Below are 12468 nucleotides of genomic sequence, written 5' to 3'. Positions count from 1 at the left end.
CAGTGAAGAAGCTAATCAACGATCCGCGAGATGTGGTGCACGAACTGCTCGAGGGACTGGCAGATACCAATCCGACGATTGCCCTGCTCGAAGGCGAGAACGTGGTCGTGCGCTCGGACCTGCCCGACTCGCCGGACGCGAGACCGGTGGCTGTCATCTCCGGCGGCGGCAGCGGCCATGAGCCGGCCCACGCCGGCTTCGTTGGCGCTGGCATGCTCTCTGCCGCCGTCGCCGGCGACGTATTCACCTCCCCAAGCGTTGACGCGGTTCATGCCGCCATCCGGGCCACGGCGGGTCCAAGAGGGGCACTGCTGGTGGTCAAGAACTACACCGGCGACCGGCTCAACTTTACCCTGGCGGCCGAACTCGCCAGCGCCGAGGGCATTCCCACGGAAGTGGTGATGGTCGCCGACGATGTCGCATTACGCGAGACGCTACCCGCCGATCGCAGCAGGGGCCTGGCCGGTACGGTGCTGGTTCACAAGATCGCCGGTGCCAGTGCGGCCCGCGGCGACTCGCTCGAGCGGGTAACGAGCCAGGCTCGCGAGGCAGCCGCATCGCTCGTCACCATGGGTATCGCCCTGGGCTCGTGCATCGTACCCACCGCAGGCCAGGCGGGTTTCTCACTCGGTGAGCGGGAGATCGAATTCGGCCTGGGTATCCACGGCGAAAAGGGCGTTCGCAAGGCCGAACTGATGACGGCGGACGCCATCGTCGACGAGATACTCGGCACGCTGCTGGGCCACTTCGACGACTCGAGCAAGCGCGTCGGACTGCTGGTCAATGGCCTGGGTGCCACGCCACCGATGGAACTGGCGATCGTGGCTCGGCGCGCCATCGCCAAGCTGCGCGAACGCGGGCTGCGCGTCGAGCGGCTGTGGAGCGGCAACTTCATGACCGCGCTCGAAATGGCCGGTTGCTCGCTTACCTTGCTGCCACTTGACGACACCCGGGTCGAACAACTCGACGCAGCCACCGAGGTACGCATCTGGCCACGCGCGGCCACCGTCGCCGAGGCGCGCCATACGCGATCGTTGTCAGCCGCACCGACGACAGCCCGCGCGTCGGCAACCCGTGGTGAACCGGATCCTTTACTCCAGCGCGCCGTGCTCGATGTCGCCACTTGCCTGATAGCAAACGAATCCCACCTCACCCGGCTCGATGCCGCCACCGGCGACGGCGACCTGGGTGCGAGTATGACGCGAGGCGCCCAAGCCCTGCGCGATCTGCCAGACGCAGTATTCGCCTCGCCCAAAGTCTGTCTCGCCGCCGCCGGGGATACGCTGCGCCGGGCCATCGCAGGCAGCTCCGGCCCCTTCTACGCCACGGCACTGCTACGTGCCGCACAGGTGCTGCCGGAAGAGAGTGCGAAAGCGGAGGACTGGTCGGCAGCGCTGGCCGCAGCGCAGCGGATCATCTCGGAGATCGGCGGTGCAGGGCCCGGTGACCGAACCATGGTGGATGCGCTGGCTCCCGCCAGTGATGCCTTCGCGACAGCGATAGCCAGGGGCGAGGACGCCCTGTCTGCACTCGACCAAGCGGTGACAGCAGCTCGAGAAGGCGCCAAAGCCACTGCGGAGATGCTGCCGGCCTTCGGTCGCGCGGCCTATCTCGGCGAACGAGCCCTGGGTACGCCGGATGGCGGCGCCGTAGCGGTATCGCTCTGGCTGGAAGCGCTGCATGACTCGCTGACCAGGCACTCGAGCTGAAGGCGCCTCGCACTCTCACTGGAGGCGCGTTCCCGCAAGAATCCAGGTAGAAGGCTCGCAGGGTTCATCACCAGGCCGGCGAGCGGCATCACCCACGAACCACTCGGGGACTTTGTACATGAAAACGATAACGGCAACCCTCGCCTTGGCCCTGGGCCTGAGCTGTGGCGCCGCAAAGGCGCAGGAATATACGCTCAAATACTCCTTCGCCGACGTGGACCAACCAGCCGCCAACGCCGCCGCCGCACATGCCTACGTATTCGAGGAGGCGCTGGAGCGTCTCAGCGGCGGGCGCATCGAGGTCGATGTCTTTCCCAACGGCCAACTGGGCGACGCCCGCTCCATGGCCCAGCAGATCCGTCGCGGCACCATCGATGTCGCGAGTTTCTCATCGGGTGTCTTCGCCTCGCTCTACTACCCCGAGCTTGGCATCATCGATCTGCCATTTCTCTATGCCACCCGCGCGGACATGGTCGAGAAGCTTTCCACCCACCAGCCCTTCATCGCCGAACTGCTCGACGACGTCGCCGATTCCACGGGCGTGCGTATTCTCGGCTTCGAGCCATACGGCTTTCGCAACTTCACTACCGCGGATACCCCCATTCATCGCCCAGAGGACATGCAGGGTTTGAAAATGCGGACCCAGGAGATCGTGCCGCACCAGGAGTTGATGCGAGCGCTCGGTGCCTCACCCACTCCGATCCCCTTTCTCGAACTTTACAGCGCATTACAGACCGGCGTCGTCGACGGCGAGGAGAACCCGCTGGCCACCATCCAGCAGCAGAAGTTCTATCAGGTACAGAACCATCTCACGCTCTCGGGCCATCTCATGACCATCGCGGCGATTTTCGTCAACGAAGCATGGTACGCCGGGCTGCCCGATGATCTACGCGCTGCCGTCGATCAGGCCAATGCCGAGGCATCGCTGGCCTATGCCGGCGTCGGTGCGACCCAGGACGTCCTAGCACTCGACCAGCTCGAGGAGGAGGGTATGACGATCTATGCGCTCTCGCCCGAGGAGCGCCAAGCGTTTCGAGATGCCACTGCCAAGCCTCTACGCGAATGGGCGATCGACGAGTACGGCGACGAGTTCGCTCAGGGCTTCTTCGACTACCTGGACGGCTTCGACGAGGCATCGTGATGCGGTGAAAGCTCGAGCCGGGCCGGGCCAATTTGGCCTTCATCACTACCGGGGCATAGCGCATGAAACCGACGTTTCGTCTTGCACTGCTACTCGCCGTCGCCTCGCACGCGGCCTCGGCACGCCCCCACGGCCACGCCGTTCATAGAGTGCTAGAGCGCACTGCAGATGGGCGTGGTGGATGGCCAGCGCTCCTGATGGTGATACAGCAGCAAAAGCACGACCAGGTGCAGGGCCAACCGACCCACTCGGGTCATCTCATGACCATCGCCGGCGTGGTCGTCAACGAGCAGTGGTATCAGCCTCTGCCCGAGGATCTTCGCCCGCCCGCGGACGAGGCTCAGACGGAGGCCACCCTCCCCATGCCGGCATCAGCGCGATGCAGGACGTGCTCGCGCTCGAGACTCGGATCGACGAAGGGTGGATATCCAGGCATCGACACCCGAGCGGCTCGAGGTCCTTCACGAGGTTCCCTCCCCAGGCCAGTCGGTGTGCGATCGACGAGACTGGAGAAGCGTTCGTGAACGACTGCTTTGACACTATCGACTCGGTCGACGACTGATTTTCTCAGTGCGGCGCATTCGCCGGATTTCGAGGTCTTCTCATGCAACGACTCACGACTTTTCTCGGACATGGTGATCGCGTCGTGTTCTGGATCACCGCCACCCTCGCTGGCGCGCTACTTCTGATGATGTCGATTCTGGTCATCTGGATGGTCGTCGCTCGCTACTTGTTCAACGCTCCGGTGTTCTGGGGCGATGAGATGTCGCGCTATCTGATGTTTTCTCTGGTGATGATCGGCAGCGCCATCGCCATACGGCTCCAGCAGCATCCTCGGCTGACCTTTCTGCTTACCGCCCTGCCGGCACGTCTGCAGATCACACTGGAGTGGTTGATAGATACCATCGTCATCGGCACGCTGCTGGTGATTCTGATCCAGGGGGCATTATTGGCGATCGATGAATCCATCATGCGAACGCCATCGCTGCGTGTCTCCTACTTATGGGTCTATCTCTCTTACCCGCTGGGGGCGGGGCTGTCGATCCTCCAGGTGTTCGGCCGGCACTTCGGCCCCGATAGACGCGAAGCACTGGGCGAGATCGAGGGAGTCGTCTGATGTCTCTGACACTCTTTCTCATCGGCTTCGTCGTCATGATGGCGATCGGCATTCCGCTGTCGTTCGCCATGCTGACCAGCACGATCCTGTTTTTCGTCGTCCAGGATCTGCCGCTCTTTCTGGTGGTTCAGCAGTTCTTCATCGGCATCGACAATTTCACGCTGCTTGCCATTCCCTTTTTCATGCTGGCCGGCGACCTCATGGTGGTTTCCGGCACCGCCGACAAGATGATGAATTTCTCGAACGCGCTGGTTGGACGCACGCGCGGCGGCATGGGCTATGTGACTATCGTCTCCTCGATGCTGTTCGGAGGCTGCTCCGGATCGGCTATTTCCGAAATCGCCGGGCTGGGCAAGATGCAGGTCAAGATGATGGAGAAGAACGGCTTCTCGCGGGCATTCAGCACCGCGCTCGCCGTCGCCTCTTCGATCAAGGGCGCGATCATTCCACCATCGATCCCGATGGTGCTGGTGGGAGCCATCACCGGCACATCCATCGGCGGCCTGCTCGTCGGTGGAGCCATTCCCGGCACGCTGGTCTCCGTCGCCATGGCCATCGTCGTCTTCTGCTCCTCGCGCAGGATGACGCCAGCCAGGGACCGGCGCATCAGCATCGGTGAATTCTTGAAAGTCACTGCCTCGTCGCTGCCCTTCCTGGCCATGCCGATCATCATCCTCGGAGGCATCCTGTCAGGGGTCTTTACGCCCACCGAGGCATCCGCCGTGGCGGTTGGCTACGGGTTTCTGCTGCTGTTGATCCGCCAAGGCCGGGCGATTCACTGGCTAACGATCTTGTTCCTGATGATTCGAAGCGCCGTGCTCTCCGCCGTGGTGCTCCTGCTCTCCGGCGCCTCGGCGGTGTTCTCCTGGGTGCTCGCCTCGGAGAGGGTGCCGGACCTGATCGCGAGCTTCATTTTCAGTTTCACCGACAACCGCTATCTCATTTTGTTGATCATCAATGTGTTCTTGCTGCTCTGGGGCATGGTGATGGACATGCTGCCGGCGATTCTCATCGTGGTGCCCATGCTGATGCCGCTGGTAGTGGATCTGGGGGTCGATCCCATCCACTTCGGGGTGGTCGTGGTCTTCAACCTGGTCATCGGCCTGATCACGCCACCCTATGGCGCGGCCCTGTTCACCGGAGCCATCGTGACCGGCATGCCCATAGGAAAAATCGTGGGCGCCATGTGGCCGCTGCTGCTCTCCGCCATCGCTACGCTGCTCCTCATCACCTACGTACCGGAGACCGTTCTCTATCTGCCCCGCCTGTTCGGGCTGGACTGAGCGCAACGCCTCTTACAGGAAGGAATCTCATGAGCTACATGCCACCGACTCGACATACCGCACTGCCGGACAGCTTCATCGAGTGCCTGCGCCAGATCGTCGGCGGGCGACTCAGCACCAGTCCCTCCGAGCTCGAGCGTATGGGCCGCGGCGAGTGCTGGCACCCCTCTATTCCGCCTCAGGTTGGCGTCTATCCCGAGTCGACCGAGGAGGTCGCCGCTCTCGTTAAACTGGCGGCTGCGGAGAACGTGGCGGTGATCGCCATGGGCGCGGGAACATCGCTGGAGGGCCATACCGCCGCCCTTCATGGTGGGGTCTGTCTCGATCTCAGCCGGATGAACGAAATTCTCGAACTGCGCGCAGAGGACCTCGACGTCACGGTGCAAGCCGGGGTCACCCGCCAGGCGCTGAATCAGTATCTGCGCGCCACCGGGCTGTTCTTTCCCGTCGACCCCGGGGCAGACGCGACTCTCGGCGGCATGGCCGCCACCCGGGCCTCGGGTACCAATGCCGTTCGCTACGGCACCATGCGCGAGAACGTGCTCAACCTCACCGTGGTACTCGCCGACGGCAGCGTCGTGAAGACAGCGAGCCGGGCACGCAAGTCTTCCGCCGGCTACGATCTGACCCGGCTCTTCGTGGGCTCCGAGGGCACGCTCGGTATCGTCACCGAAGTGACGGTACGCCTGGCCGGCATTCCCGAAGCAGAGAGTGCCGCCGTCTGCGCGTTTCCCGATACCGCCAGCGCTATCACCACGGCTACCGAAATCATCCAACTGGGGATTCCGGTGGCGCGCATCGAGTTCATCGACGACGTCGGCATGGCTACCGTCAACGACTTCGCCGGGCTGGACTATGCCGTGGCGCCGACGCTGTTCTTCGACTTCCACGGTACCGAGGCGGGCGTCGAGGAGCAGGCCGCGCTCGCCTCGGCCATGGCGCACGACAACGGTGGTACCGACTTCCGCTGGGCGAGTACGCGCGAAGCGCGCAACAAGCTCTGGCAGGCCCGTCATGAATTCCACTACGCCATCCTGTCGCGTCGTCCCGGTGGCGGAATCTGGGGAACCGATGTCTGCGTGCCGATTTCGCGCCTCACCGAATGCATTCTCTTCGCCCAGCATCAGGCCAAGCGAGCGCCCTTCATGGCGGTCGCCCTAGGCCACGTCGGCGACGGCAACTTCCACATGAGCTATCTCATCGATCCAGACGATGATGCGGAGCGCGCACTGGCCGACGAACTCGCCTCGGAACTGGCGCATCACGCCATCGCGCTGGGCGGAACCTGCACCGGGGAGCACGGCGTCGGCTACGGCAAGAGCCGGTATCTGGCCGAAGAATTCGGCGACACCGGGGTGGCACTGATGCGAAAACTGAAAAGGGCACTGGATCCGAACGACATCCTCAATCCGGGAAAGATTCTACCGCCACAGTCATGAGTCCAGATCGACGGCGCTCGCCGGATCGTCGCGCTGGTCGAACCCGTCAAGGCGGCTGAAACCAGCGCGACGATGAACCGACACGACAACTCAAAAGGAACCCATCATGAAACCCTGTCTCGCCTTTATTGCCTTGAGCCTGCTCTCCGCATCGACATTCGCCGCGAACTTCCCGGAGCGCCCCGTGACGATCATCGTTCCGGCAGGCGCCGGTGGAGGCGGCGATACCACGACCCGCCTGCTGGCCCGAGGCCTCGAGAAGCAACTGGGTCAGCCAATCACTATCATCAACCAGGGCCAGGGCGGCGGTGTCGTTGGTCTCACATCGATCAAGAATGCCAAACCGGACGGTTACACGGTGGGGCTGCTGTTTCCCTACGCTGGCTATCACTACACCGGTCAGGCTACTTTCTCGGTCGATGACTTCACGCCCATCGCCAGCTTCAACGGCGACAGCTCGGCACTGATCACCGCGGAGGACTCGCCATTCGACTCACTCGAGGAGGCCGTCGACGCACTGCGAGAGTCGCCATCGGAGTACACCATTCACTGCGCTGGCGGCTGCGGAAGCGTGTGGGACGTACCGATGGCGAGCTTTCTGCTGGACGAAGGGGTGGATGTCGCCGAGATCCGCTGGATTCCCGGCCAGGGCGCGGCGAGCGGCTTATCGGAACTAATCTCTGGGGGCGTCGATTTTCTGACCGCGTCGCTGCCCGAGGCTGGCGCCATGATCGACGCCGATATGGCGCGCGCTCTGACGGTGCTGAGTCCGACCCCGGTCGAGAACTTCGAAGACGTTCCACTGGCCGGTGAGATCGCGGACGAAGTCGTCGACGGCGGTACCTGGCGCGCGCTCGGCGGCCCAGCGGGCATGCCGCAGGAAGCAGTCGATACCTGGGAAGCGGCCGTACTCGCCGTGGTCGACTCCGACGCTTTCCGTCAGGCAATGTCTCAAGCCGGGTTCGGCATCCGCGCACTGAATGCCGGGCAGCTCACTCGTCTGATGCAGGAGCACGAAGACGACACTGCGCGGGTAATGAAAGCACTCGGATACGAAGCGCCCTGACCTTGCCATCGCCGTTCTGTAGCGACGCTACCGGCAGGACCCGGGTCGTCCCCAGCCTGGACTCGGTCCTTATTTCACCGGATGACACCACCGTCTTCGGCGGCGACAACTGGCTTTTGAAGCGCGGTGGCCGGGGCATCGAACGGCCCGTCCGGTTGATCGCCGTTCGATGAGTGCGCCGCTGGTATCCGGTGCTGCCGAGCGGAATGACGCCATACGACGGTCCTCGGGGTCCGGATTTCCAGCCGTCTTGCATCACGCAGGTTGCTACCGATGGGCTGCCGCCGGATAGCGATGGATCAGATCCAGCAGCACGCCATTGGTCCAGCCGAACCCATCGACGACATCGTATTCGCCGCCGCCCCCCACAGCGGGGTCGACCACGTCGTATTTCTCGACCAGTTTGCCGGTCTGCCGGTAGACCTCGCGGTTGGTCTCGATCCAGCGACGGGCGATGGTTTCGGCCAGGTCGTCGTGTCCGTAACGGTCGAGCCCCGCAACCGCCAGCCACTGCAGCGGCGCCCAGCCATTGGGCGCGTCCCACTGCTCGCCGGTATCACGCGTGGTGGTGACCATGCCGCCGGCACGCAGCAATTCGCGCCGCACCGTTGCGGCCGTGGCGTCAGCCCGGGCCGGGTCGGCGACACCGAACGCAAGCGGGTACACCATGGCGGCGGAAATCGCATCTGTCAGGCGCCCCTCCCGCCAGTCGTAGTCGGTGTAGTACCCCCCGTCCTGCTGCCAGAAGACCCGGTTGATCGCGCTCTGGCGGCGCTCAGCCATCGCCTCGAAGCGCGCGGCCTGGGCAGCGTCGCCTTGCACCCGCCATGACCGAGCCAGGGTGCGCTCGAGCTGATACAGCAGGGCGTTGAGATCCACCGGCAGGATATCGCGGGTCTCGATGGTGGTCTGGTGCTGGCCATCGGCCATCCAGCGCGAGCTGAAATCCCAGCCACTTTCGGCGGCGGCCCGCAGATGTCCGTACAGTTCGGGCGCCGGGCGGTCGCTACGCGCGGCCAGCTCCCGTTCGGCGGCATAGGCCTCCGGCCGCGGCCAGTTCTCGCTGCCGTGGTAGCGGTTGAGCAGGGTGCCGTCGGCCAGCTCGACCACGTGCTCGCGCGCCTCGCCGGGGCCGATCTCATCGGCACCGCGCATCCAGTAGTCGTGTTCTCGCATCAATTCGGGCAGGTAACGGCGATAGACGTCGTCGCCGTCGTGCTCAGCCAGCAGTGCCACCATCGGGGCAAAGAACGGCGGCTGACTGCGGGTCAGGAAATAGGTTCTGGTGCCATTAGGGACGAAGCCGTAGGTGTCGATCAGCCAGGCAAAATTGCCGACCATGTCACGCACCAGATCGAAGCGGTCGCTGCGCGCCAGCCCCAGCATGGTGAAGTAGCTGTCCCAGTAGAACATCTCGTTGAAGCGTCCGCCCGGTACCACGTAGGGCTCCGGAAGCGACACCAGGCTGCTCCAGGGGCCTTCGTCGGTGTCCGCCGGATCCCGGGTCAGGTAGGGCCAGAGGTTGACGATATGGGCCTCGATCGAGGTATCGGCGTCCTCGCCAAGCCGCGTCTCGTTCTCCGGGCGCGGATCGAAGTTGGCATCCACGAAGGCCTGCAACCGAGCCTTGCCGATTGCCCCTTCCCGCTGTCGCAGTTGCTCGAAGTCGGCCACGATCGCCGCCGGATCGCGCTTGGGCACCAGGTCGACCACCGACTTTCCGTCCGGGTAGAGTTTCGCCATGGCGACCGCTTCCATGACCGGCCCCCAACTGCGATCCGGGGATTGTCTGGCCGTCTTGGCGGGTGGCTCTCGCGAAGACTCCCGCTCGAGGCTCTGGGTGCTGCAACCGCCCAGCAGCAGGCCCGCCAGCAGCAGCGTGGCCCACCCTAGCCTCGCCTGCCGAAAATCCCCAATCGTCGTCATCGTCGCGCTCCTCACGGCCAGGTGTCGGAGCTCCTAGCTAGCCAGACTTCGGCAACGAAGCCCATGCCGCTTTCGGGGTAGGCGTTTGTCCGAATGAAAAACGCCCCGATCCTGGATCGAGGCATTGCGGCAGCGAGAAGGGCGATGCCCGCCGGGCGGGCTACAAGGCGCCGTCGGCGATCGCCCGGGCCATCGTCGGGGAGAGCGGCAATCGCGGCAGCAGCGTCGCCTGATAGGCGTGGTAGAGGTCGGCCTTGCCGCTCCAGACTTCGCTGGACGGGCGATTATGGCGGTCGAGCTCCTGCCACCAGCTGCCTCGCTCGCGATCGATCAGGAAGCGATCGATGTAGTCCCAGAAGCGGCGATACCAGACCTCGTACGTCGCGTCGCCCGTGCGCTTGAGCAGCAGGGCTGCGGTGGCGGCCGCCTCGGCCAGGGTCCAGTGCATCCGCTCGTGCACGACCGGGCGGTTGTTCCAGTCGTGGGTGTAGACCAGGCCCGGTTCTCCATCCACGTGCCAGGCCAGTTCGGTGGCGCTGCGGAACAGCCCCTGGGCATCCTCCACCAGCCAGCCGGGTGCCGCTTCGCCGTGGCGCAGCAGGCCCCCCTCGAGATGCAGCAGCAGCCGGGACCACTCGAAAGCATGGCCGGGCGTCGCGCCATAGGGCCGGAACTGATCCTTGGGCGTGTCTTCGTTGTAGTCGCGCCACTCGTTCCAGTGACTGTCGAAATGCTCCACCACGCGGTAATCGTTGGGCTTGGCGTGGGCATGAATGATCTTGTCGGCGATGGAGAGCGCGCGAGCCCGCCACTTGGGCTCGTCGAGGACGTCGGCCAGTTGCAGGAAGGCTTCGGTGGCGTGCATGTTGCTGTTGCCGCCGCGGTAGGCCTCGTCCTCGCGCCAGTCGTGGGAGAACCCCTCGCGCATGCGTCCTTCGTCTTCCGACCAGAAATGGGTCTCGATCACGCCGATGATGTCGTCGAGCAGCGGTCCGGCCGCTTCGTCACCGGCCTGCCAGGCACTGGCCGCCGCCAGCGCGACGAAAGCGTGGATATAGGCCTGTTTTGTCTGGGTCTCCCCCGCCTTCGGTCGCTCGCCATACCAGCCACCGTGTTCGTCGTCCCGCAGCCCTCCCCTGAGCGCCGCCACGCCATGGGCGACCAGCGGCATCATGCCGGGCTCGCCACGCATGGCAGCCAGGGCAAAGCAGTGGGTCATGCGGGCGGTGATCATGGTGTCGGGATTGGCATCGGCGGGCAGCCGGCCATCTTCGTCGAGCGCGGCAAAGCCGCAGTCGGGATGACGCGAGGCGCGGTAGAACGCCAGCAGGCGTTGGCCCTCGCTCTCCAGCCAGTGATGGTGCGCCGGCCGGTCCAGCCAGCTCTCCTGCCGCGGCGGCAGATTGGGAGTCGTACCTGGCATGCTGTAGGGCCTCCTCTGCCCTGTCGTCTCTCATGCTTTGTCTGAAAATGTCCGCGCTCACCCGTGCGTCGTCAGCCGTCGCCGGGAGCGCCAGCCCGGTCCGTTTAGCCGACTCTTGCGCCCCACAAGGATGCGGGAAGTGCGTTGGCCCGTGGGAACGGGCCTGGCCCTGGCTTTCGCTCGCCAATCTTTCAGACAGAGCCTGGAGAATGTCTCTTCGGGATTCGTATCGAGCGCGGGTCTATTCACCCCGTCCGGACGGCAAAAGTCCATTCCACCTTCGCCGCCCTGTTCGGCGCGGATCAGCCATTGACGACCATTCCGCCATTGGGATGAAGCGTCTGGCCGCTGATGAAGGAGGCGTCGAGCGAGGCCAGAAAGACATAGCAGGGACCCAGCTCGGAGGGCTGTCCGGCGCGCCCCATGGGGGTATCGGAACCGAAGTCCTCGAGCATCTGCGGATCATGGGCGCCCAGCGTGGCGGGTTGAAGCGGTGTCCATACGGGGCCCGGCGCCACGGCATTGACACGAATGCCGCGACCGACGACCTGGTTCGAGAGGGAGCGGGTGAAACCGACGATCGCCCCTTTGGTCGCGGTGTAGTCCACCAGGAAATCGGGGCCGATATAGGCATTGACCGACGTGGTGTTGATGATCGCGTCATCCTCGCCCAGGTAAGGTAGCGCCGCCTTGGTCAGGTAGAACATGCCATGCATGTTGGTGGCGAACGTCTCCCGCCACAGCTCGTCGTCGAGTTCCGTGAGGTCGGTGCACACCTGCTGGGTACCGGCGTTGTTGACCAGCACGTTGAGTCCGCCGAAGGTCTCGATCACCTGGTCGAGCGCCCCGCGACAGAAGGCGGAGTCACGAATGTCGCCCGCGATCAACAGGCAGCGGCGGCCCTCGGCCTCCACCAGCCGCTGGGTCTCGCGGGCGTCGTCGTCCTCGCTGAGGTACATCACCGCCACGTCGGCGCCTTCCCGGGCGAAATGGATCGCCACCGAGCGGCCGATGCCGCTGTCGGCACCGGTAATCAGCGCGACCTTGTCTTCCAGCTTGCCGCTTCCGCGATAGCCGGGGCGAATGAACTCCGCGGGCGGCTGCATCAGACTCTCCTGGCCGGGTAGGGTCTGGCTCTGGGCATGAATCTTCGTTTTCTCTACCACGTCACGATCTCCCTGCAACCGGGTTGGATGAATCGAGTCACCATCGATGATCGGCCCTGGCGCGTTTGGCACCTAAGAATGATGATGGGACAGATTCAGTCCTAGTCGAGTTGTTCCGATGGCGCAAGCCAGCAACGGGCCGGCGAGATGACGAATCGCCGTCGGTCCACCTCGGAAGATGAATGGCACAACGGCAGA

General features: G+C 64.3%; 9 protein-coding genes. 6 read left to right on the top strand and 3 right to left on the bottom strand.

The features are described from left to right. Window positions 1–2: 2 nt before the first annotated feature. The 6 genes from DOM56_RS03470 (at window position 3) to DOM56_RS03440 (ending at window position 7755) form a co-directional block, all read left to right on the top strand. Window positions 3–1709, top strand: a complete 1707-nt coding sequence (locus DOM56_RS03470) for a dihydroxyacetone kinase family protein (RefSeq protein ID WP_110707603.1) — start codon at window positions 3–5, stop codon at window positions 1707–1709. Window positions 1710–1827: 118 nt separating this feature from the next. After that, window positions 1828–2850, top strand: coding sequence for a TRAP transporter substrate-binding protein (locus DOM56_RS03465; protein ID WP_110707475.1), 1023 nt, complete (start codon window positions 1828–1830; stop codon window positions 2848–2850). A 604-nt stretch (window positions 2851–3454) separates the two neighbouring features. Beyond that, window positions 3455–3967: a TRAP transporter small permease gene (locus tag DOM56_RS03455; protein WP_110707473.1), complete on the top strand. Its 513-nt coding sequence runs from the start codon at window positions 3455–3457 to the stop codon at window positions 3965–3967. Beyond that, on the top strand, window positions 3967–5250 hold the full coding sequence (locus DOM56_RS03450; protein WP_110707472.1) for a TRAP transporter large permease: 1284 nt from the start codon (window positions 3967–3969) through the stop codon (window positions 5248–5250). Before DOM56_RS03455 ends, DOM56_RS03450 begins: the two co-directional genes overlap by 1 nt. A gap of 29 nt (window positions 5251–5279) precedes the next feature. Then, complete coding sequence (locus tag DOM56_RS03445; protein ID WP_110707471.1) at window positions 5280–6689, top strand: FAD-linked oxidase C-terminal domain-containing protein; 1410 nt, start codon at window positions 5280–5282, stop codon at window positions 6687–6689. 106 nt (window positions 6690–6795) lie between these two features. After that, window positions 6796–7755 (top strand): tripartite tricarboxylate transporter substrate binding protein, encoded by a 960-nt coding sequence (locus tag DOM56_RS03440; protein WP_110707470.1) that lies wholly within the window; start codon window positions 6796–6798, stop codon window positions 7753–7755. Between the two features lie 267 nt (window positions 7756–8022). Here the strand turns inward: DOM56_RS03440 and treA are convergent, their stop codons facing one another. The 3 genes from treA to DOM56_RS03425 form a co-directional block, all read right to left on the bottom strand. After that, a complete protein-coding gene (gene treA, locus DOM56_RS03435; RefSeq protein ID WP_110707469.1) occupies window positions 8023–9681 on the bottom strand; it encodes an alpha,alpha-trehalase TreA in 1659 nt (552 codons plus the stop codon). A gap of 160 nt (window positions 9682–9841) precedes the next feature. After that, window positions 9842–11104: an AGE family epimerase/isomerase gene (locus DOM56_RS03430; RefSeq protein WP_110707468.1), complete on the bottom strand. Its 1263-nt coding sequence runs from the start codon at window positions 11102–11104 to the stop codon at window positions 9842–9844. Window positions 11105–11406: 302 nt separating this feature from the next. Continuing rightward, window positions 11407–12210, bottom strand: coding sequence for an SDR family oxidoreductase (locus DOM56_RS03425; RefSeq protein WP_110707467.1), 804 nt, complete (start codon window positions 12208–12210; stop codon window positions 11407–11409). Window positions 12211–12468: the final 258 nt, after the last annotated feature.

Source organism: Salinicola sp. CR57, assembly GCF_003206585.1.
GTDB lineage: Bacteria > Pseudomonadota > Gammaproteobacteria > Pseudomonadales > Halomonadaceae > Salinicola > Salinicola lusitanus.
Note: the sequence above shows the minus strand (reverse complement) of the source record. Positions and strands in the feature narration are given on the sequence as shown.

Excerpts from the sequence above, each read along its gene's own strand:
- DOM56_RS03425 (WP_110707467.1), bottom strand. The coding sequence starts at position 12,210 with ATGCAGCCGCCCGCGGAGTTCATTCGCCCCGGCTATCGCGGAAGCGGC.
- treA (WP_110707469.1), bottom strand. The coding sequence starts at position 9,681 with ATGACGACGATTGGGGATTTTCGGCAGGCGAGGCTAGGGTGGGCCACG.
- DOM56_RS03445 (WP_110707471.1), top strand. The coding sequence starts at position 5,280 with ATGAGCTACATGCCACCGACTCGACATACCGCACTGCCGGACAGCTTC.
- DOM56_RS03440 (WP_110707470.1), top strand. The coding sequence starts at position 6,796 with ATGAAACCCTGTCTCGCCTTTATTGCCTTGAGCCTGCTCTCCGCATCG.
- DOM56_RS03465 (WP_110707475.1), top strand. The coding sequence starts at position 1,828 with ATGAAAACGATAACGGCAACCCTCGCCTTGGCCCTGGGCCTGAGCTGT.
- DOM56_RS03430 (WP_110707468.1), bottom strand. The coding sequence starts at position 11,104 with ATGCCAGGTACGACTCCCAATCTGCCGCCGCGGCAGGAGAGCTGGCTG.
- DOM56_RS03450 (WP_110707472.1), top strand. The coding sequence starts at position 3,967 with ATGTCTCTGACACTCTTTCTCATCGGCTTCGTCGTCATGATGGCGATC.
- DOM56_RS03455 (WP_110707473.1), top strand. The coding sequence starts at position 3,455 with ATGCAACGACTCACGACTTTTCTCGGACATGGTGATCGCGTCGTGTTC.